Source organism: Novosphingobium sp. FSW06-99 (assembly GCF_001519065.1).
Taxonomy (GTDB): Bacteria; Pseudomonadota; Alphaproteobacteria; order Sphingomonadales; family Sphingomonadaceae; genus Novosphingobium.
In genome coordinates this window covers 337,841-358,132 of record NZ_KQ954251.1, presented here as the reverse complement: position 1 = coordinate 358,132, position 20,292 = coordinate 337,841, and the positions used below count along the sequence as shown (strand labels likewise).

The 20,292-nt window shown below is 64.8% G+C and carries 27 protein-coding genes and 1 tRNA gene; 21 read left to right on the top strand and 7 right to left on the bottom strand.

The annotated features are described in order from the left end of the window. Nucleotides 1-9: 9 nt before the first annotated feature. The 14 genes from AQZ49_RS01600 to AQZ49_RS01540 are packed head-to-tail and all read left to right on the top strand — an operon-like array spanning nt 10 to nt 8,997. Nucleotides 10-501, top strand: coding sequence for a hypothetical protein (locus AQZ49_RS01600; RefSeq protein WP_067611821.1), 492 nt, complete (start codon nt 10-12; stop codon nt 499-501). After that, entirely contained in the window at nt 501-857 is a 357-nt protein-coding gene (locus tag AQZ49_RS01595) for a hypothetical protein (RefSeq protein ID WP_067611818.1), read from the top strand. Before AQZ49_RS01600 ends, AQZ49_RS01595 begins: the two co-directional genes overlap by 1 nt. Next, the gene (locus tag AQZ49_RS01590; RefSeq protein WP_156428069.1) at nt 854-1,297 is read left to right on the top strand and encodes a hypothetical protein; all 444 of its coding nucleotides are present in this window, start codon (nt 854-856) and stop codon (nt 1,295-1,297) included. The genes AQZ49_RS01595 and AQZ49_RS01590 overlap by 4 nt, the downstream gene beginning before the upstream one ends. Further along, entirely contained in the window at nt 1,294-1,758 is a 465-nt protein-coding gene (locus AQZ49_RS01585) for a hypothetical protein (RefSeq protein ID WP_067611815.1), read from the top strand. Before AQZ49_RS01590 ends, AQZ49_RS01585 begins: the two co-directional genes overlap by 4 nt. 1 nt (nt 1,759) lies before the next feature. Then, nucleotides 1,760-2,065 (top strand): hypothetical protein, encoded by a 306-nt coding sequence (locus AQZ49_RS01580; protein WP_067611812.1) that lies wholly within the window; start codon nt 1,760-1,762, stop codon nt 2,063-2,065. A 12-nt stretch (nt 2,066-2,077) separates the two neighbouring features. Further along, nucleotides 2,078-2,635, top strand: coding sequence for a glycoside hydrolase family protein (locus AQZ49_RS01575; RefSeq protein WP_156428068.1), 558 nt, complete (start codon nt 2,078-2,080; stop codon nt 2,633-2,635). Continuing rightward, the gene (locus AQZ49_RS01570; RefSeq protein WP_067611805.1) at nt 2,635-2,922 is read left to right on the top strand and encodes a hypothetical protein; all 288 of its coding nucleotides are present in this window, start codon (nt 2,635-2,637) and stop codon (nt 2,920-2,922) included. The genes AQZ49_RS01575 and AQZ49_RS01570 overlap by 1 nt, the downstream gene beginning before the upstream one ends. Nucleotides 2,923-2,966: 44 nt before the next feature. Then, on the top strand, nt 2,967-4,106 hold the full coding sequence (locus AQZ49_RS01565) for a hypothetical protein (RefSeq protein WP_067611802.1): 1,140 nt from the start codon (nt 2,967-2,969) through the stop codon (nt 4,104-4,106). A 2-nt stretch (nt 4,107-4,108) separates the two neighbouring features. Continuing rightward, on the top strand, nt 4,109-4,912 hold the full coding sequence (locus AQZ49_RS01560; protein ID WP_067611799.1) for a hypothetical protein: 804 nt from the start codon (nt 4,109-4,111) through the stop codon (nt 4,910-4,912). Beyond that, the gene (locus AQZ49_RS01555; RefSeq protein WP_067611795.1) at nt 4,912-7,530 is read left to right on the top strand and encodes a hypothetical protein; all 2,619 of its coding nucleotides are present in this window, start codon (nt 4,912-4,914) and stop codon (nt 7,528-7,530) included. Before AQZ49_RS01560 ends, AQZ49_RS01555 begins: the two co-directional genes overlap by 1 nt. Before the next feature lie 11 nt (nt 7,531-7,541). Further along, nucleotides 7,542-8,006, top strand: coding sequence for a hypothetical protein (locus AQZ49_RS01550; protein ID WP_067611792.1), 465 nt, complete (start codon nt 7,542-7,544; stop codon nt 8,004-8,006). 2 nt (nt 8,007-8,008) lie between these two features. After that, complete coding sequence (locus tag AQZ49_RS22050; RefSeq protein WP_156428067.1) at nt 8,009-8,176, top strand: hypothetical protein; 168 nt, start codon at nt 8,009-8,011, stop codon at nt 8,174-8,176. Between the two features lie 51 nt (nt 8,177-8,227). Next, nucleotides 8,228-8,692 carry a hypothetical protein gene (locus AQZ49_RS01545; protein ID WP_067611789.1) on the top strand — a complete coding sequence of 155 codons (465 nt, stop codon included), beginning with the start codon at nt 8,228-8,230 and terminating at the stop codon, nt 8,690-8,692. A 17-nt stretch (nt 8,693-8,709) separates the two neighbouring features. Then, nucleotides 8,710-8,997 (top strand): hypothetical protein, encoded by a 288-nt coding sequence (locus AQZ49_RS01540; RefSeq protein WP_067611786.1) that lies wholly within the window; start codon nt 8,710-8,712, stop codon nt 8,995-8,997. Between the two features lie 15 nt (nt 8,998-9,012). Here AQZ49_RS01540 and AQZ49_RS01535 read toward each other — a convergent pair whose 3' ends face one another. From AQZ49_RS01535 to AQZ49_RS01520, 4 genes are all read right to left on the bottom strand, one after another. Next, complete coding sequence (locus tag AQZ49_RS01535; protein ID WP_156428066.1) at nt 9,013-9,216, bottom strand: hypothetical protein; 204 nt, start codon at nt 9,214-9,216, stop codon at nt 9,013-9,015. Further along, nucleotides 9,213-9,581 carry a helix-turn-helix transcriptional regulator gene (locus AQZ49_RS01530; protein WP_156428065.1) on the bottom strand — a complete coding sequence of 123 codons (369 nt, stop codon included), beginning with the start codon at nt 9,579-9,581 and terminating at the stop codon, nt 9,213-9,215. Before AQZ49_RS01530 ends, AQZ49_RS01535 begins: the two co-directional genes overlap by 4 nt. Nucleotides 9,582-9,706: 125 nt before the next feature. Beyond that, complete coding sequence (locus AQZ49_RS01525) at nt 9,707-10,006, bottom strand: type II toxin-antitoxin system RelE/ParE family toxin (RefSeq protein WP_067611777.1); 300 nt, start codon at nt 10,004-10,006, stop codon at nt 9,707-9,709. Between the two features lie 275 nt (nt 10,007-10,281). Continuing rightward, a complete protein-coding gene (locus AQZ49_RS01520; RefSeq protein ID WP_067611774.1) occupies nt 10,282-10,542 on the bottom strand; it encodes a hypothetical protein in 261 nt (86 codons plus the stop codon). 12 nt (nt 10,543-10,554) lie between these two features. Here AQZ49_RS01520 and AQZ49_RS01515 point away from each other — a divergent pair, with 12 nt between their 5' ends. Together AQZ49_RS01515 and AQZ49_RS01510 are read left to right on the top strand one after the other, a co-directional pair. Beyond that, nucleotides 10,555-11,754, top strand: a complete 1,200-nt coding sequence (locus AQZ49_RS01515; RefSeq protein WP_067611772.1) for a tyrosine-type recombinase/integrase — start codon at nt 10,555-10,557, stop codon at nt 11,752-11,754. A gap of 148 nt (nt 11,755-11,902) precedes the next feature. Further along, nucleotides 11,903-12,733 (top strand): DNA adenine methylase, encoded by an 831-nt coding sequence (locus AQZ49_RS01510; protein WP_067611768.1) that lies wholly within the window; start codon nt 11,903-11,905, stop codon nt 12,731-12,733. 206 nt (nt 12,734-12,939) lie between these two features. On the opposite strand, the gene AQZ49_RS01505 is transcribed toward AQZ49_RS01510, so the two are convergent. From AQZ49_RS01505 to AQZ49_RS01495, 3 genes are all read right to left on the bottom strand, one after another. Next, nucleotides 12,940-13,755: a hypothetical protein gene (locus AQZ49_RS01505; protein WP_067611765.1), complete on the bottom strand. Its 816-nt coding sequence runs from the start codon at nt 13,753-13,755 to the stop codon at nt 12,940-12,942. A 19-nt stretch (nt 13,756-13,774) separates the two neighbouring features. Beyond that, a complete protein-coding gene (locus AQZ49_RS01500; RefSeq protein WP_067611762.1) occupies nt 13,775-15,043 on the bottom strand; it encodes a tyrosine-type recombinase/integrase in 1,269 nt (422 codons plus the stop codon). Nucleotides 15,044-15,198: 155 nt separating this feature from the next. Then, a tRNA-Ser gene (locus tag AQZ49_RS01495) sits at nt 15,199-15,288 on the bottom strand. 122 nt (nt 15,289-15,410) lie between these two features. Here AQZ49_RS01495 and AQZ49_RS01490 point away from each other — a divergent pair. Genes AQZ49_RS01490 through AQZ49_RS01470 form a run of 5 tightly spaced genes read left to right on the top strand, consistent with a single transcriptional unit; the run spans nt 15,411 to nt 20,263 of the window. Further along, complete coding sequence (locus tag AQZ49_RS01490) at nt 15,411-16,466, top strand: lytic murein transglycosylase (RefSeq protein ID WP_067611759.1); 1,056 nt, start codon at nt 15,411-15,413, stop codon at nt 16,464-16,466. After that, nucleotides 16,450-17,466 carry an SPOR domain-containing protein gene (locus AQZ49_RS01485; protein WP_067611756.1) on the top strand — a complete coding sequence of 339 codons (1,017 nt, stop codon included), beginning with the start codon at nt 16,450-16,452 and terminating at the stop codon, nt 17,464-17,466. The genes AQZ49_RS01490 and AQZ49_RS01485 overlap by 17 nt, the downstream gene beginning before the upstream one ends. A gap of 39 nt (nt 17,467-17,505) precedes the next feature. Further along, nucleotides 17,506-18,690: a D-alanyl-D-alanine carboxypeptidase family protein gene (locus AQZ49_RS01480; protein ID WP_082701251.1), complete on the top strand. Its 1,185-nt coding sequence runs from the start codon at nt 17,506-17,508 to the stop codon at nt 18,688-18,690. Continuing rightward, nucleotides 18,687-19,307, top strand: coding sequence for a dTMP kinase (gene tmk / locus AQZ49_RS01475; RefSeq protein ID WP_067611753.1), 621 nt, complete (start codon nt 18,687-18,689; stop codon nt 19,305-19,307). Before AQZ49_RS01480 ends, tmk begins: the two co-directional genes overlap by 4 nt. Then, the gene (locus AQZ49_RS01470) at nt 19,304-20,263 is read left to right on the top strand and encodes a DNA polymerase III subunit delta' (protein WP_067611750.1); all 960 of its coding nucleotides are present in this window, start codon (nt 19,304-19,306) and stop codon (nt 20,261-20,263) included. The genes tmk and AQZ49_RS01470 overlap by 4 nt, the downstream gene beginning before the upstream one ends. Nucleotides 20,264-20,292 lie beyond the last annotated feature (29 nt).

Sequence of the window (20,292 nt, the reverse complement as noted above, 5' to 3'; positions counted from 1 at the left end):
GGGGTGGTTATGCGCTATTTCAAAGACCCGGCGGGCGATGTTTTCGGCTATGACGAAGCTCGGCCATCCCAAGCCGCGCTGATGACAAAACAGGCCGTCGACGAAGGCTGGCAAGAGGTCACGGCATCGTGGCCGCCGCCGCCGACACTCGGGCAAGCGCAAGCGCGCGCAATCCGCCTGCTGGCGCGCGCGCACGCCGCCAGTCGATCCGCACCGGTGTGCTACACAACCGCGGCAGGCGTCGATGCGGCATTCGCGCGGGATCAGGCGGCGCGTGACAATCTGGCCGAAACGATCGCGGCCGGGGCCGCAAAATGGACTGCCAATCTGTGGCTCGACGCCGATGGCAACGTGGTTTCGCCCTTCAGCTTCGCCGATCTGGAAGGGCTGAGCGCCGCGATCGCGGCATTCCGGCCACCAGCCCATGCCGAATTTCTGGTCAAAGTCGCAGCCGTTCACGCCGCGACGACGGCCGACGCGGTCGCGAAAGTTACGCCCTGATGGCGACGTGCACATTCAACGTGGGGGCAACGATCCTGATCGGCATCGAATGCTTTGGCGCGATCAACGATGATTTGATCGGCGCGACATGCGTGGCGACGCTGAAGGCGGCGGTTGAGACTGTCGATGGCTGGGCTGTACCGCCTGCAGCGAACGCCGCCGTTGCAACCTTCACACCCGTCGCCCGCGCCGCATCGGCCGAGGTCGGGCCGGGATGGAATCTGTCGATCGACAGCGAAACCTCAGCCGCCTTGCCGCTCGGCACTTATGTCACCAACGCGGTGATCACGCTCGCCAATGGGCTGGTCGTGAAAACCGCTGCCTTGTTCATCACGCTGACGCAGGCGACCGCATGACCGATATCAACGTGCGCTGGCTGGTGCCGGCAGGACCCGCACCCGCCGCGACGATTGGCACGCCGGGTGCGACCTGGCCGCAGCAGCTCTATGCCGCCGGGCTGATCAGCGCGCCGACAGTCGATGCCGCCGCAGCCTATATGGTCGCGGGCTGGCAGGTCGTGACCGAAAGTATGACGGCGGTTTCGGGCCAGTTGCTGTCGGTCGATACGACCGCCGGGCCCGTCACCATCACACTGCCTGCCGGCGGCGGGATTGTCTCGCTGCGCGACAACGCGGGCACGTGGGTCACCAACCATGTCACGGTGGAGGGCAATGGCCCGCTGATTGTGGGGTCTGCGGCGTTTACGCTCGATATCACCGGATATCGATTTGATTTCAACGAAGTTGGGGGCGTCTGGCGGTGGCAGATGACCTTTCTGTACGGGAGCGTATCATGACAGTTCCATCTGCCAGCCAGTATACGCCGGCGACGCTCGCGCTGCAGCAGACGCCTTACGTGGCCGCGACGTCGTCGCCGCTGATCGCAACATGCGTCGCCGGTACCGGCGTCACGATCACCAGTCCCGCAGGGCAGGAAGCGACCGGCGCGGGCACGAGTGAAACGCCCTGGATTCTCGGGCCATTCGAGCCGCAGCTTTCGCGGCCGATCCACCTGGTGCTGAATGCGATTGGCGCCAGCGGCACCGCGCAAGTCCTGCGATCAACCGATGGCGGCACAACCATGCTGCCGATCACCAGCGGCGGCGCGATCGCGGGCGACTATGCCTTTGGCCTCGGCGCTCCCCAGACCGGTATCGTGGTCAACGAACCGATCCGCACCGAAACCGATGCAGCCGCAACCTTTTACCTGGCCGTGACGCTGACCGCCGGCACACTCACCGTTCGCAAGGCGCAGTGACATGCCTGATCCCGCAGAACACGGCGCGATGATCGCCACCGCGCTTGAGCGTCTGGCTGCACAACAGCGCGACATCGAACGGGTCGATGATGATGTCGACGAGGTGGACCGGACTTTGAGCGCTGAGATCAAGGATCTGCGCAAGAGCATCGAAACGCTCGTCAGCGAAATTTCCTTGATGCGCGCAGAGGCGGCGTTGCGCGATGGCGAAGTGCGCATGCTCAAGCGCGTGATGACAGCGCTTGTCGCCATCGGTGGCCTCTTTGCCACGCTGTTCAGCGGGCTGCTGACGCCACCCCACCACTGAAAGGCCGGCACGATGAGACTGACACCCCGCGTCGTGGCCTACACGTCGCACGAGGAGGGTATTGCGCGCGAGGCCTATCTGGACAGCGCGCAGCCGCCGGTGTGGACCTGGTCGATGGGCCTGACGGCCGCCGCGGGCATCAACGTTCTGCAATACCGCAATCGGCCGGCGCCGATCGAGGTATGTCTCAACGCTGCGATCGAACGCCTGAACGCGGCCTATCTGCCCAATGTAAATCGGGCTTTTGCGGGCCATGCGCTGAATGACGCCCAACTGGCTGCCGCAGTCAGCTTCGAATGGAACACCGACGCGATCGGCCGGGCCGACTGGGTGCATCACTGGATCGCCGGCAACATGGCAGCCGCGCGCCGAGATCTGACCTTCAACTATCTGGGCGGCGGCCAGCTCGCCGATCGGCGCAAGCGCGAGGCGGCGCTGTTTTTCGACAACACTTGGCCCGCCGATATGCATTGCCCGGTCTGGCAGGTCAGCCACCCCGGATACCGCCCGTACAAGCCGGTGGCGACTGATGTGATGCCGATCCTGCAATCGATCATGGGGGGTGCGTGATGGGCTGGCTCAAACAGGCGCTGACCGGCGCCGACAACCAGACGATCGCGATCGGACGGCTGATCGGCTTTTCAATCGCTCTTGTCCTGCTGATCGGTTTGCCGGTCACGGCTGCCGCCACGATCATCGCGGGGATCGTGGAAGTCGAAACCTGGGCAACGTTCATGACTGCCCTGCAGGTTTATGTCCCGCTGGTGGTCGCCGCGATCGGCGGCCTGGTCTGGGGCACAAATAGCACCGAGCCGCGGCCGCGCGATGATCGAGACGGCGACCCTTCGCACCCCTGACCCGCTGGCGCTCAATTTCAGCGCCTGAAACGGAGACACTTCCCATGAAACTGATCCGCTGCCTGGCGGCGCTGCTGGCGCTTGTCTGCTGGACGCCCCTGCTCGCCCAGACCGCCCAGGCGCCGACCTATCAAAAGGGCAACCAGGTCACGACGGCGGACGGCATCTTCGTCGTCGACAAGAACGGCAATCCGTTCGGCACGTCGAGCAATCCACTCAATGTGACCGGCACAAACGTCGTTACATCACTTCCGACGCTGCCCGCCGGGTCGAACGTGATCGGTGGTGTGACGATCAGCGGCACGCCCTCGGTCGCGCAGTCGGGCACGTGGAGCACAGGCCGCACGTGGTCCTTGTCCAGCAGCACCGATACGGTGACCGCATCCATTTCCGGCACCCCGAGTGTGGCGCAATCAGGCACGTGGAATTTCAACTGCACGTCGGGCTGCAGCGGCGGAGGCGGTGGTACCGCAGTGCAGGGCTCCGGATCATCGTCAAACCCGTGGTACTGGTTGCCTGCCAGCGGCGCAAACACGGCGCTGGAAAGCGGCGGCAACCTGGCCGCAGCCGTATCGCAACTGACGTCTGCCAACAGCGCGCTGACCTCAGCCAATGCCACGCTCAGTTCACAACTGGCCGCCGTACAAACCGTTGCGGGATCTGTCACTGCGCCGATCAATGCCCAGACCACGCACCAGGTGCTCATCGGCGCAGTCGAGGGCGCCACGGCGGCAGGCACTGCCAGCCCCTATCCTCTGACCATTCAGGGTAGCGCCAGCGGTGTTGCCGTCCCGATCGGCCCGACCACCGTCGCCGCCAACACCAGCGGCTCGGTCAATATCGTGCAGGGTTCGGCAAGCGTGGCGATCAGTGCCACGACCAGCGGCACCGTGCAGCTCGTGGCGCTGGCATCAGGCAAATCGATCTATGTCACCCACATCCATGTGATCGCCGGGTCCTCGGCCGGGTTCGCGCTGATCTATGGCACCGGCACCAATTGCGGAACCGGCACGGCCTATCTCGACGGCGCCAGCGGCAACACCATGGCCTTTACCGCCAACAGCGGGTATTCGGCCGGCGTCGGGCTTGGGCCGGTCTATGTCGTGCCGTCCGGCAATGCGCTGTGCGCGGTATTCTCCACTGCCGCGAACTATGCCGGTTCGCTCACCTATTCGCAGTTCTGACGATGCGGCGCCTCGTCACCCTGCTGGCCCTCGCGCTGGCGTGGATCACCTCGCCTGGCGCGCTGGCGCAGTCAGTCACCAAAGTGGCCGATACCGCGTGCTCCACATCGACCACGACATGCACCGCATCGATCACCGCATCAGTGCCGGCCGGGTCGTTTCTCATCGTCGTGATATCCACCCAAACGAACCCATCGTCAAAGCCAGTGTTGGCTGACAATGCCACCACCACAAATTGCAGCGGCGCCTATCCGACAAACGCCTTTCCATATGTCTATGCCTATACCGCAGTTGCGGTGTGCGCCTCGACGTCGGGCGCGATGACCAGCGGCACAACCTGCGGCAGCGGTGGCACCACGCAATGCGCGATCACTCTCACGGACACCGGCAGTTATTACTGGACCATGCAGGCGTATGTGGTCTCTGGGGTGACCGGTTATGACAAAGCCGGGGTGCAGGTCACTGGCACGACATTCACGAATGGCTCGCCGACCTCTTTCGCAACATCACCGACCCTTGGTTACACATCGGAGTGGGCGCTTGGCATCATCGCCCTGGGCACCGGCGCCACCAGCGACAGCATGGCCAGTTACACCGGCGGTTACGCCTCGATCGGCAGCCGCGTCGGCGCCACCAACCGGCCAGAGTTCTTTTTGGCCGCGCAGACACTGACGAGCGGTACGGCCACGCTCGGCGCCACGCCCACCATAACCACCAAAAACTTCAACTCTGTCGTACTGCTGTTTCCCACCACCGGCGCCAGTCGCCTCGGGTGTGTCGGGCTGTTGCTGGGGGCTGGTTGCTGATGCGCCTGATAATTGCCTTTCTGGCCGCGCTGTTGATCGCATCGCCTGCGCATGCGCGCCCGATCGTGTGGGGTGGCACGCCCTGCACGAACGCCGCCACGGACAATGATGGCTGCTATAATGGCGGCGCAGTCCAGGTACCGACGTTCTTTCGCGGCTATGCCACGCAAGGATCGGCGGGCGTCAGCTACCCTTCGTCGACCAGCACCAACCCATGGTATTCTGCGATCAACCCGACCACCAGCGTGCAGCCGGTGATCTATCCGACGCGGCCTTCATGGAATGTGGCCGGGGTCGACTATGCGGTCGGCATGCCGCGCTGGCAAATGCCTACGCTTGGCAATCTGCACCCCTCGTATCTCAAAGACCCGGCGCAAATCGCGACAGACCCGCTGATCAACCCAAAGCAGCAGGGCGAAAACTGCCAGTTCTATGCCTCGAACACAGCCGTGTCGGGCGGCGTGACAGCGGGCACCACGGCCACGCCGTTCCCGTTCCCTCTGGGCGGGGCGGGCATTTATTGCAGCAACAGCACCGGATCGACGAACCAGCTCATCTTTGACGGGTACAATTTCGCGTGGAACAGCAGCACCGGTTGGGGCTGCCTGCCGATCTATTTCGCGAACAAAGGCTGGGGCACCAGCGCGGCGAACACCAGCCCGAACACCGCCAATGTCATCATGCGCAATTCGCTGTTTGTCGAAGGGCCCAACTGCAACATCTGGGGTGGCATCAACCAGGGATCTGGCACGGCCCAGGCAGGCCCGGAAAATGCCGGAGCGGTCTATGCGGTGGCGTTCGCGAATGGCTCGACCACGCTCAACAGCCTCGCATTCATGAACAACACCATCTATGGCTGCGGCGGCGATGCACTGGCGACGGCACTGGAAACTGCGCTGTGCAGCGCCAGCTTCAATTCCACCACTTATGCAGCGGGGTCCATAACCGGATGGGTGACCGGCGCCACGGTCGGGGTCGCGCCGTTCAATGGGCATTTGCTCGGCATTTCTGGTGGTACGGCATGGATCGAATTCAACGCCTTCATGCACCTGCCCGGCCGCATGTTCGATATGGGCAACGTCAATATCGGCAACCACACGATCGTCGTCGCCAACAACTATATCGAGGGCATGCTCTACAAACAGGAGCCCGGCGTCCTGTTCAGCAGCATCGTTTGTTCGGCCAATTGCTCCACCGCTTCGCCATCCACCCCCGCGCAAGAAGTCGTCACGACCGTTGCGCCTCATGGCATCCCGGTGGGCAGCTATTACAGCCTGGTGCTGTCCGGCAACGGCGCAGCGGGTGATTATTGGGGTGGCACGTTCACCTTTCAGGCCACCGACGCCACGCACCTGACGTTTCAGAGCGTCGCCAATGCGGCCGACTGGACCTATAGTGGATCGGGCAACTATGGCTGGGTCTACAGCAATTTCGGCCATGGCGAACTCTGGAACACCGCAGCCACGACCAATGGCGCCACGTTCACCGGCACGATCAGCGGCAACACGCTCACCGTGTCGGGCCTGTCGGGCACACTGACGGCCGGGCAATATGTCACCGCCAACGGCGCCGCAGATGGCGTGATCAACGGCACGATCAGCGGCACCACACTCACCGTCAACAGCGTCACGTCGGGCACCCTCGCAGCGGGTCAGATCATCGCTGCAGCGTCAGGTTCAGGCCTCAGCATTCCGGCCGCTGTGACCATCGTGTCGGGCAGCGGATCGACCTGGACGCTCAGCCAGGCGCTCGGCACCATCGGGCCCGGCACGATCAACACCTATGACGCGATTCCCGCGCCAACTTATATCACGGGCGGGTCGGGCAGCACGTGGACGCTCAACCAATCGCTGGGAAATATCGGCCCCACGCCGATGACGGCGCCCTATTACACCCCCGGCATTGCGGGCGGCACCACGACTTATGTGGTCAGCTACAACACCTATCTCCAAACCCCTTCGGCCTGGGGCTATGGCGGCACGGCGATCCTGTGGCCGCAGACCAACAGCAATCTGATGGGCGTGCCGCTCGCAACACTCACCGGGTCGATCGATCACAATGTGCTGATATCCGATCTGCAGAACAACGCGCGCCATTTGCAGAATTCCTATGGCGTGTCGTTTCAGGCGACAAAGCTGGCCGGCTTCACGCTGAACAACAACTATTTCGATCCGACCGGGCAATACTATTGCTGGATCGGCTACACGCTCGATTCCGGCAGCGGGCCGACGCTCAGCGGCAACGTCAACCTGCTGAACCCGTCCGACCCTTATGCCAACACGATGGATAGCTATGCCATCATCCCCTACGTTTCGGGTGCGGGCACCAACACCCAGGGCGAAAACGGGCTGGTCTATAACCCTGCCAACGGCGTGCTGACCATCACGCTCGCCTCGAACGCCACGTTCTCCGCCGGGCAGCAATTTTTCATCCGCAACGGCACCGTGAATACCGGCACCAACTATCTGGCTGGTACGCTCACCGCCGCCAGCGTGTCGGGCGCAACGGTCACAGTGAACCTGGCGCCAGGATATACCGGTGTGCCGACCAGCTTCACCGGCGACATCACACTGATCAATAGCAGCGGCCAGGCTCAGGCCTGCTACGGGCATAATTGAGGCACATTTCCATGGCTGACACCCCGCACACGCCGGCGCACGAGGAACTCGAATCCCTGCGCGTCGATGTCGAATATCCCGAGCACCTGGCGCGCGCCACGGCGAGCACCGCGGAATTCGACCACAACAAGTCCTTGCTGGTCAAAAAGCGCAAGACGCCATGCTTCAAGTGCGGCGGCAAAGAGCACCTCGAGGTGCACCATTTCATCATCGAATGGAGCGAGTGGAACAACGCCGATCCGGCCAAAGTGCTCGGCCTAATGCACCATTTCGACATCTATGGTGACGCCGCACTGCTGGGTGAGAAGCCCGTCGCCACCCCCGACGACCTGCGCAACCTGATGGTGTTGTGCGTCGCCTGCCATCGCGGCGCCGGCCTGGGCATCCACCAGGTGCCCGTGCCTTTCTGGTTCGCCGACCTCGTCAAGCGTGATGGCGCGATCGTGCTGAAACCCGCTCACGCAAAGGAATCCTGACCATGACTATCGAAACCCTCGAAACCGCCGCCAAGGCTGATCTCGCTTATGGCGTCGGCGAACTGAAATTGGCCACCACCGACATCAAGGCCCTCGTCGCCAACCGCGTCGGCGATGTCGTGATCGCGCTGATCGTGCTCGGCTCGATCGTGCTCGGCCACGCGCTGTAACACCCTGCGCGCGCTGGCCTCGCTGGCGCGCGCCATCCACAGGAGGTGACGATGCTCACCGCGATCCTCAGCCTGTTCAAAGGCTGGTCTATCCTGTCCTCGATCGGCGCCTGGTTCACCGATGCATGGGCATGGGCCGCCAAGAACCCGCTGGCCGCCGCCGTCGCCGCGCTGGTGCTGATCTGCGCTGTGCTGGGCTGGTATGCTCACCACGAGGCTGCAACGGCCACCAAGGCCCGCGCCGACGAGGCGCAGGCCGAAAAGGCGCTGACGGTCGAACAGGCCAGCAATGCGCGCCTGCAAGCGGCTCTGGACGCGCAGAACGCCGCCGTGGCGCAACTGGGCAAAGACAGCACCACAGACGTGACACAGGGCAACCAGGCCGATGCCGCCGCCCTGGCGCGATCGGCCCAGCGCGCGGCCGAAGCACAGGCGATCGTCATTCCGCCGGCGGCCAACGGCAAACCCGGCTGCCCGACGCCTGCTGATGTCATCGCCGCGAAAAAGGATCTGTGATGCGAACCTGTGCAAAAATGGCAATAGTTGTCGCCTGCCTCGCCCTGGCTGCCTGCGCCAGCGCGCCGCCGCCCGCAATCGATGACAAAGTGGTAACGGTGCAAGTCCCCGTCGCCACCCGCTGCGTCGATCCGGCCAAAGTGCCCGCCGCCGTGCCGCCGGCGCAAGTCAACGGCGATGCCGAGCACGATGTCAGTGTGCTGGCGCAGGCCGACCTGGCGCTACGATCTGCGGTCGACCAGCTCATGGCATTGATCAGCCCATGCACGGTAACGCCGGCTCAGCCTGCAGCTCAGACAAATTGATAAAGTTGGAAGGGGTCAGCCCAGCGGCCATCCCCTTTTTGCGTTCTGGGCCAGCGCGGGCAACAACTCGTTCTCGGTCAGCTTGCGCAGTTCCAGGAACGCCACATAGGCGTCGGGCTTCAGGTGCACCCCATGCTCGCACCGCGCGCCCTCGGGGAAGTCGCGCAGACGGTGATACAGCGCATCGAGGCGCTCGTGCAGTTCAGAGGAGTCCATCATTGCGCGTCTGCCGGAACGGGCAACCGCGCAATCTGCGTTTTCAACTCTTCGCGGCGCGCGGCCTCTTGCTGTTTGTCCCACTCTACCTGGTATGAAATCAGAAAGTCGGCCACATGGTCGTTCATCAGTGCGCCCAGGCGATAAGCCAGCTCGCGGCTGACATCGCGCTCGCCCTGCAGCACGTGATGCAGATTGGGACGAGCCACGCCGATCAGGCGCGCAAGCGGGGCGATCTTGAGCCCATATTGCGGTAGCAGCGTATCGCGGATGAACACGCCGGGATGGATGTGGAGCGGAGGCAGCGGCCCCACCTTCATTTCCTGCGGGTCGGTGATCTTGAAATTTTCCGTTTCGCGCTGAGACATCATGTCACTCCTTCACCCTGCCATATGTATCATCACAGGATACATGCGCAAGGATTTTGTTTCGCGCTGGGATACATTTTACACAGAGCGGGAGCGGTGGGCGGGGAATTCCCCGCCCGGCTCGATTAGTGGTAATCCTCATAATCAAGGACCGTGACTTCCTGCCTCGCGATATCAACGCGGAAGGTCAGCCGATAATTGCCGGTGACAGTCAGGGCCCATTTGCCGGGCTGGCCGGGCTTCAATTCGTGGGCCTTCCATTTCGGAAAGGCGAGCAGGTCAAGCGGATGATTCATGACCCGGATAGCCGCCAGCATTTCGATAATGCGGCGCGTCTCAAACGGATCGAGACCCTTCACGGCGGTCAGGCCCGGATTTTCAACCAAGGCCTTCAACCGCTTGTCCCGGATCGTAATGATTTTCATAAACTGCCTCCTTCGCTGTGTACCCTGTTGGGATACACATTTCAGGCGAGGGGGTCAAGATAAATGTATCCCATCAGGATACTTTTTGCGATTGGCCAGCGGACCGGACGACGCAACACCATAGTGCGCACAGACCGTCTCATGGCTCAAAAGCAGTGGTGATGGCGCGAAAAGGGCCGCTCAAATTGGGGGTATCGATGGGGGTATCGTTCGCGCGGCCGCGCGCGATTTTTCGCTGAATTCTGCGATTTCGACCGCATCGCGCGGCGGAGGGATTATCCGCCGCGCAATTGACCGACGAACCGGGTCCATGTCCGTTGAAAGGCGCGTTTTGCCGCCGCTTTGCTGCTCACGATTCCGCGCCGTTTTGTTCCGTATCCAAGGTCTATGCGGTCGATTGAATAGAGCCACTTTCCAGAGCGGCCTGAGATCGGCGTAATCAACCCCACCAGAAATTCGCCGTGCGTGACGATATAGCCATCGCCGCTCACTGTCAGCCGCAGCGGCTGAATTTCTATCGCCTCGGGCTCTTTCATTGGATCCACTATATGCTGACAATCGGCGCGGTGAAAGCCGCGACGCCGCAGGCGCGCGCGTACAAACTGTTCGACGCCGGCGGCCTGCATCTGCATGTCGCACCGACCGGGTGCAGATCGTGGCGGCTGAAATATCGCCATGGTGGCCGGGAAAAGCTGCTGACGTTTGGCCGGTTTCCGGAAATCTCGCTGCCCGAGGCGCGCGCCATGCGCGAGACGGCAAAGGCCGCGCTACGCGAGGGCAGGGATCCTGCCGCGCCCGTTTATGCAACAGACCGCACGTTTTATGCAACGGCATGCGCCTGGCATGCGCTGCGCGCGCCCGGTTGGTCGACCACGCACGCGGCCGACGTACTGGCCAGCCTGGCGCGCGATGTCTTTCCCGCGATCGGCGCCATGCCGATCGCGGCGATCACGCCGCCCGATGTGCTGTCGGCCGTGCGCGCGGTTGAGGCGCGCGGGCAGTGCGAAACCGCGCGGCGCATCCGCCAGCGGATCGGCGCGATTTTCGGCTATGCGATGTCCGAAGGCTGGTGCACCACGAACCCGGCCGCTACCACCGCACGGGCCATGCTCCCCCCAAAACTCACGCAGCCGCACCCGGCGCTGACTGAGATTGAGTCATGCCGCGATCTGCTGACCGCGTGCGATCATATCGCCGGGCCCAACAATATGGTGGCGCTAGCATCCCGGTTCCTCGCGCTGACGGCCGTGCGCCTCGATGCCGTGCGCGGCATGCGCTGGGAGGAAATCGAGCTGATCGACAGCCGCCCGGTCTGGCGTGTGCCGCCCGATCGCATGAAGCTCGCCCGGTCCAAGAAGCAGGACGCGCGCTTTGCGCACCTGGTGCCGCTGTCGGCCGCGGCGATCGCGGTGCTTGACCGGGTCGAAGCGCTCGAGCGCGGCGCGCGGTGCGCCCTGGTCTTTCCCGGCGCGGGCGGTTCCGGCCCGATGGGCGAACGCGCGATCGGCAATCTCTATCTCCGCGCAGGCTTCGCCGGCCGCCATGTGCCGCATGGCTGGCGCGCCTCGTTCAGCACAATCATGAACGAGTTGATGCCCGAACACCGCGACGCGATCGACCTGGCGCTGGCACATGCGGGGAAGGGCAAAGTCGAAGGCGCCTATAACCGTGCGCAGCTGCTCGGCCAGCGTCGCGCGCTGTTCGACCGGTGGGGCGAATTGCTCACCGGGGAATATTCCAAGGAATAATTTTCCCCAATTTCCCCGCCGCGAGGCGGGGGTGCCCGGGCGGCAACCCGGAAAGCCGACGAGGGCATACCTCGCCACGACCAGCAGGCCAAACTGGCCGCCCCGCACCCATGCAATGGGCCGGGGTTTTCGTGGACGACAAACCCTGATGGAACCGCAAACCCTATCCTTCGTAAAACCCGTCAATCCCGCCGCCGGATATCAGGGCGGAAAGCGCAATCTGGCGCGCCGCATCTGCGCGCTGATCGATGGCACGCCGCACGATGGCTGTGCCGAGCCGTTCGTCGGCATGGGCGGCATCTTCCTGCGCCGGTCGACCAGGCCGCGCACCGAGGTGATCAATGACATTTCGGGCGATGTGGCGACGTTTTTTCGCGTGCCGCAGGAGCATTACCCCTATTTTATCGACATGCTGCGGTTTCGCGTGGCGAGCCGGGCGGAATTCGACCGGCTCAATGCACTGCCACCCGATCGGCTGACAGACCTGCAGCGTGCAGCGCGCTTTGTGTATCTCCAGCGCCTGGCATTCGGCGGAAAGGTGCAGGGCCGCACATTCGGGGTCAACTCGAACGCCGGAGCGCGGTTCAATATCTCAAAGCTGGAACCGATGCTCGCCGATATTCACGACCGGCTATCCGGCGTGACGATCGAGCAGCTTCCGTTCGACGCTTTTATGGCGCGTTATGATCGGCCGGGGATGCTGGTCTATCTCGACCCGCCCTATTTCGGCTGCGAAACCGATTATGGGCTCGGTGTTTTTGCGCGCGCCGATTTCGAACGCCTGGCCGACCAGCTCGCCGGCGGCCGGGCCAAATTCATTCTCTCGATCAATGACCACCCGTCGATCCGCGCCATTTTCGCCGCCTTCGAAGTGCGCGCGGTCGAAACGACTTGGTCGATCGGCACGCTGTCTGCTGGCGACACACGGCGGGGAGAGCTGTTGATCAGCAACTTCCCTCTGCCCGGTCGCGCTGCTTAGGGCGCTGCGCGCGCACCAGGCGCAAGGGTGGTGACCTGGCACAGACCTTGCGCCTCGGCCCCCTGCCGAGCCCCGGGGCGGCCTGCGCCGCCCCGTCTGCCGGTGCCTCCGGCAGTGTTTTTTCATCTTTCGGTGGCATCAGGTCGGGGGTGACGGGGATCAAATCCACGCATCGGGCGACGATGTCGCCCGATTCATCACATGGATCAGAATGATCCCCCGGTTTCTCCATTCCTCCCGGATTCGCGCTCCTGCCGATCGCGCGCATCGAGGAGCGCCGCGATTCGACCGAATTGCTCGCCGCGCAGGCGATCGCCGGCCCAGAAATCCTTGTGGAAATCCGTGGCGGCCAACTGGTCGAGCATGGCCTTCAGGTCGCGCTGCGCGGCCTCGCGCGCGTGGTCGGCGTCATCCGGCGCCGGGCTGTCGCCCAGCAGGCGGCGCGCCAGATCCTCGAACTCCTGAGGCAGCAGCAGCACATAGGCGTTGGTGATCTGTTCCACCTGCGGCCCGGCCTCTCCCTTGTTTTCGGTCGGCCGCGATCGGCGTATCCATTGCAGAAATCCGTGCTGTCGCAATCGCACCAGCGCCTCGTGGATCGCTGAGTACGAATGGCCGACCATGCCTGCGATCGTCGCGATCGCGGGCTCAAGGCGTCCGGTGGCGTAATCGACGATTTCGTACAGCGCCTCCAGGACCTGCACGCCGACTGCACCGAGCGCGCCGTTGCGGGCACCTGGCTGATCCTTTTGCCGTGCCGCGCGCGTGCGCAGCTCGAACGACTTGGCCATCTTGATCGAGATCGCCGCATAGCGCTTGCCCGCACGCCGCGTGCCGCGCGCCCGGCCGACGCCGATCGGCCGCCACAGCCGGTCCTCCAGTTGCCCCTCGGTATAGCTGTTGCGCCATACCGGTTGGCCGCCGCGAAACTCCTTCGACGGCTTCAGGCCTGCGGCGATCTCGCCGAATGACCGCGGTGCGCCGCCCCGCTGCGGCAGTCCCGGGACTGCGGGGGCCGTCATGCGAAGACCCCCGTAACAGTCAGCGCCTGGGTAAATCCAGCAACGAGGCGGCGGGTGCCACGCCCTCCATCAACAGGTCGGCCCAGGCCTGCGCCAGTTCGCGCCGACGCGGCATATAGGCGGCGCGGTTGTACCGCGATTCGACCCCTTCGGGCTCGTGCGCCAGCATCAGATCGATGATCGCACGATCGCCAGGCCGATCCTCGGCGATGGCGCGTTCGTTCATGATGGTCGAAAACGTCGCGCGCCACCCGTGCGGGACATGCCGGCCGGCGATGCCCGGCATCCGGCGATAGGCCGCGTTCAGCGCATTGTCGGTAATCGGCCGACGCGAATGGCGCGCCGACGGGAACAGATAGTTGCGCCCGCGCGAAAGCGCCGCCGCGACCTGGACCACCTGGACCGCCTGGCGCGACAGCGGGACAAGGAACTCGAATTCCTCTTGTTCCGACTTCGCCTTCGACAGCTTCATCTTGGCTGCAGGAATGCGCCACACAGGGTCGCTGCCCTCCAGCCCCTCGAACTCGCCGATCTGGGCGATCCGGATCACGCCGGGTCGTACCGCTGTCAGCGCCAGCAGCCGCGATGCAAGCCTGGTGGTCGGGTGACCTGGCTCCGCCTCGAACGCTGTCAAGAATGCGCGCGCGTCGGCCAGCTTCAGCAGCGCGGGCTGCTTGCCCTTCACCACAGGCCGCAGCGCCGCACTCACCCGCGCCGCCGGATCGACCTCGACCAAATCGTTCGCGATGGCATAGCCAAACACCGCGGAGATCCGCTGCCGGATCCTGTGCGCCGTCTCGATTGCCCCGCGCTGCTGCACCGCGTCGAGCAAATCGCGGATCGCCGCCGGCTTGATCTCGCCGATATCCATCGCGCCGATCACCGGAAACACTTCGGCCGTCAGGCTGGTCAGCACGTCGTGTGCATGCCGCACCTTCCAGAGCGGCGCCTGGTGCGCGTGCCAGCGCTTCGCCACTGTCTCGAACGAGCGCCACGGATCCGCCGATCCATTGCGCCGCGTTGCCCGCCGCCGAAACTCGGCCCCCGGGTCGTGCCCGTCGCGCAAATCCTTGCGCGCATCGAGGCGCATGTCGCGCGCCATGCGCAGCGACACATCGGGGTAGGGGCCGAATACAATCCGCTGCTCTTTGCCGCCAAACCGATATTTCAGCCGCCAGCTTTTGAATCCGGTCGGCGTGACATAGAGATACAGCCCGCGCTCGTCGGCGAGCTTGTACGGCTTCGCCGCCGGCTTCGCCGCGCGGCATTGTTGATCGGTCAGCGCCAAGTGCCCCCACTTTCCCGACACGATGCCCCAAAAGTGCCCCCGCGACCGGCAAGCACTCCTGAGAACAACTGGTAACGTATGAGAAAGCTAAATGGCGGATTTCTGCGGATTGTCCAGCCAGATAAGCACATTTGAGAACACCCAGGAACTTGCCTTGGCGGACAGGGTGGGATTCGAACCCACGGTGAGCTTGCACCCACGGCGGTTTTCAAGACCGCTGCCTTAAACCACTCGGCCACCTGTCCGTTTGCAGGCCGCCGTCGATAGCCGCGCGGGCGATGAAGGCAAGGTCTTTTTCCATCGCGATAGGCCGACCGGGGCACAATGGGGATTCCCAGCCGCGATGCGCTGTGCGACAAGTCGGCGGATGAGCGGAATATTGAAAACGCTGGGGCTGGCGATGGCGATGGTGTCGGGCACGACGTCGGCGGGCGCGCAGGCGGTCGTTCAGCCGGGGCTGACCGCGCCGGACGGCCAGGCGGGGTTTGCCGCCTTTCTGCAAGTGCTGGCGGCGCGCGCGCGGGCCGAAGGGGTGCGCGAGGCGACCATCCATGCGGTGATCGACACGCTGACCTATGATCCCGACGTGGTGTGGCACGATCGCAGTCAACCGGGCGTTTCGACCACCGTGACGCCGCGTTTCGAACCCTATCGCCGCACCCATGTCGATACCGGGCGGATCGCGCGCGGGCGGGCGATCTATAGTGCGTCGCTGCCGTTGATCGAGCAGATCGAGGGCCGCTATGGCGTGCCGGGGCCGATCGTGTTGGCAATCTGGGGCCATGAAACCAATTATGGCAGCTATACCGGCACCTATGATCTGCCGCGATCGATCGCCACGCTTGCCTATGAAGGGCGGCGGCGCACGCTGTTTGCCGATGAATTCATCGCCTTGCTGAAAATGATCGATCGCGGCGTGCCGCGATCGCGGTTGCGCGGCAGTTGGGCCGGGGCGTTCGGCAATCCGCAATTCCTGCCCAGCGTCTATTTGCGTGTGGCACAGGATGCCGACGGCGACGGACTGGCCGATATCTGGACCGACCGCGCGGACACGCTAGCCTCGATCGCCAATTATTTTCGCGACGCCGGCTGGCGGCGCGGCGAACCGTGGGGCGTGTCGGTAACAGTGCCTGCCGGTTTCGACCGGGCCGCGCTGGCCACGCGGCTGGTCTCGCCGCGCTGCCCGCAAGTGTTTGCCCGCCATTCGCGCTGGCGCACGATGGCCGAATGGCGCGCCGCCGGGATCGTGCCGAGCCGGGGCACCTGGCCCGGTGATCGCGTGCAGGCCACGTTGTTCGAACCCGATGGTCCCGGCCACGGCGCCTGGCTGCTAACCGGAAATTATCGAGTCATCCTCGATTACAACTGTTCGAACTTCTATGCTCTTTCGGTAGGATTGCTCGCCGATGAAATCAGTCATTAGCACGGCGGCCCTGGTGGTCGCGCTTGTCGGGCTGGGCCTGTCCCCGACGCTGGCGCATGCCGGGCACCCGGCGGCGCCTGTCAGTACCGGCTATGGTCCAGAGGCGGACTATCCGGTGACCATCGGCGATCCCTATGTGATCGGCGGGGTGACCTATACGCCCGCCGACACGCTCAACTACGATGCGGTCGGTTATGCCCATGCCGGAACCCAGGGCAGCGGGATCAGCGGCGCGCACCATGTGCTGCCGCTGCCCTGCTATGTCGAGGTCACCTCGCTCGACAGCGGACACACCATTCTGGTCCGGCTCGACCGGCGCGGGCCGATGAATGGCAAGCAATTGATCGAACTGTCGCCCGCTGCCTGGGCGCAATTGGGCCTGCCGGCAGGGGCCGATGCGGCGGTGCGCGTGCGCCGGGTCAATCCGCCCGAGCCCGAACGCGCAGCCCTGCGGATGGGCAATCGCGCGCCCGAACGCATGGAAACTCCGCCAGGCCTGCGTACCGCGCTGCGCCGCAGGCTAGTGCAGGCCGCGCCGCGCACACCCGACGAGCCGCCATCGGCCACGCTGTCGGGCAGCGCCAGCCAGACTGCCGCCCACGCCATGCTGACGGCGACAAACCCAGCCCCGCCGCATCCCGTGCCGGCCAGGCCACCGGTTTCTGTGCCCACCCCGACGGCGGTGGCGACGCCAAAGCCTGTCGTGGCAAAGCCTGCCGCCCCCAAACCGGCCCCGCCAACGCCGCCCAAGCCGAAACCCGTGGAAGCACGTGCCGAATCGCACCACGCGGAGGCGAAACACCTGGTCGTGCAAGTCGCCGCCTTTTCATCCCGCGAACACGCCGAAAAGGCCGCCGAGGAAGTGGGTGGCAAAGTCGAGGCAGCCGGAAAGCTGTGGCGTGTACGGATTGTGGCGACCAGCGACGAAGCCGCACAGGCCGCACTGGCGAAGGCCAGGCACTCGGGCTATGCCGGGGCGATCATCCTCCACCACGACTGATTGCGGTCGGGGGTCAGCCGAAGATTGCCACATTTGTCGATGAAAAGCCTGACTTTGCCCGCTTGTGCGGCGTTTGCCCTGATGGCCGGTCCCGCCGTGGCGCGCGGCGGCCACGGCGCGCCGGTCGATCCCGCCGCCATGCCCGTGATCAGCGCGCCGACCGCTTATATGGTCGATGCCAATTCGGGCCGCGTGCTGTTTGCGCGCGATGCCCATCGCCGGTTTGTGCCCGCATCGCTGACCAAGATCATGACCAGCTATGTCGCGTTCGAACTGATCGCACAGGGCAAGCTGTCGCTGAACCAGACATTCGAGATGCGGCCCGAAACCTTTCGCCAGTGGCATGGCGTGGGCAGCACCATGTTCCTTGGCAATCAAAGCCGCACCACCGTGGCCGACCTGCTGGAAGGGATCGTGACCGTTTCGGCCAACGACGGCTGCGTCGTGCTGGCCGAAGGGATCGCCGGATCGGTACCCGGCTTTACCGACATGATGAATGCCAAGGCGCGCGAACTGGGCATGCATGACACGCATTACCACACCCCCAATGGCTGGATGGATCAGGGCCAGACCTATGTTTCGGCCGCGGATCTGACCACGCTGGCCACCGCGCTGATCACCCGCCATCCCGATCTCTACCATCGCTTCTACGGCCACGAACGCGCTGAATTCAACGGGATACAGCAGAACAATCACAATCCGCTTTATGGTCACACACCAGGCGCCGACGGGGTAAAGACCGGGTTTACCGGCGAAGCGGGCTATGGCTTTGTCGGCTCGGTCGCGCGCGACGGACGGCGCATCATCTTTGTGCTGGGCGGCTATCCGCGGCCCAAGGAACGCACCGACGAATCGCGCCGCTTTGCCGAATGGGGCTTTGCCGCGTGGGACACCCGCCCGATCGTCGCCGCCGGCGCCACAGTGGGCACCGCGCACGTGCAGGGCGGGACCGCGCGGTCGGTCGCGCTGATCGCGCCGCGCGGGTTTGGCATCACCGTGCCGCATGGCGAAACCCCGCGTTATACGCTGGCGATCCGCTACAAGGCGCCGTTGACCGCACCGATTGCCAAAGGGCAAGAGGTCGCCAGCCTGATCGTGCGCGCGCCCGGCCAACCGATCGAACATCTGCCGCTGGTGGCCGCGTCCGCAGTGGGCGCGGGCACGATGGTCGATCGCCTGCGCGATGGTTTTGCCGCGCTGACCACCCGGGCCGCAAAACCATGAGCATGGGCAGGTTCATCGCGCTGGAAGGCGGCGAGGGCGTCGGCAAATCGACGCAAGTGCGGCTGCTGGCCGACGCGTTGCGGGCGCGCGGGCACGGCGTGGTCACCACCCGCGAACCCGGCGGCACGCCTGGCGCAGAGGCGATCCGCGCGATGCTGCTCGATCCGGCGGGCGAGGGGTGGGGCCCGCGCGCAGAGGCCCTGCTGTTTGCCGCCGCGCGGGCCGACCATGTCGACCGGCTGATCCGCCCGGCGCTGGCGCGCGGCGAATGGGTGCTGACCGACCGGTATCTCGATTCGAGCCGCGCCTATCAGGGCGGTGGCAGCGGGCTGGACGATACCGATCTGTTGACCCTGCATCGCATCGGCAGCGGGGGGTTGCTGCCCGATCGCACCATTCTGCTCGAACTCCATCCAGACGAGGTGGCGCAACGCCTGGCTGTGCGCGACCGGGGCGTCAGCGATCGGATTGGTGGACGCGATGTTGCCTATCACGCGCGCGTGGCCATGGCCTTTCGCCGGATTGCCGCCGCCGACCCTGCGCGGTTTGCGGTGGTCGAGGCCGGTGGTTCGCCCGACGCCGTGCATGCGCGCGTGCTGGCGGCGGTCGGGGCATGAACGATTGGATCGGCCACGATGCGGTGTGGCGCGAATGGCATGCCGCGCGGGCGGGGCGGCGCATGCACCATGCGTGGATGCTGGTCGGCCGCGAAGGCCTGGGCAAATCCGCCTTTGCGCAGGCCGCCGCGCTGGAACTGGTGGCCGAGCCGGGCACGCATCAGCCGCCGATCGAGCATCATCCCGATATCCTGTGGCTGGCACAATTGCCCGCCAACGACGACGAAGCCAAAAAGCGCGACGATGGCCGCGCCTATGCCACCAAGCGCAACATCAGCGTCGATCAGGTGCGCGAGATGCAGCGTCGTCTGGTGACCCGGCCCACGCTGGGATCGCGGCGCGCGGTGATCCTCGATCCCGCCGATGTGCTGGAAAAGGGCGCCGCCAACGCCTTGCTCAAAAGCCTGGAAGAACCACCCGAAGGCACGTTTTTCCTGCTGGTCGTGCACCAGCCGGGGCGGCTGTTGCCGACGATCCGTTCGCGGTGCCAGGTGCTGCGCTTTCGCACGCTCGATGCCGATGACATGAACCGCGCGCTGGATATCCACGCGCCCGACAGCGATGCGCTGACCCGCGCGGCGGCGATTGCCGTCGGTGCCGGATCGCCCGGCGCGGCGCTGGCGTTTGCCGCGCAGGATCTGGGCAGGGCATGGCAGATCATGCGCCAGATCGTGGCGCAGGGCGATCCCGATCTGGTCTTGCGTGCCGCGCTGGCCGCCGCAATCGGCCAACGCCCCGATCGGGACCGGCAGATGGCGGCGCTGACCGCCGCGCGCATGGTGCTGGTCGATGCGATGGGCACGCACCCGGCGCATGGCGCGCTGGCCGATGCACACACCGCACTGGTGCACCTGGCGCGCGAGGCGCCCACCTACAACTATGATGCCGGGCTGCTGATGCTGGAAATCGGTGCCTTGCTGGCGGGCGTGGCGCATACTAGGGAAGGCGCTCGTTAAAAGCCTATCCATAAGGAAGTGACCGTCCC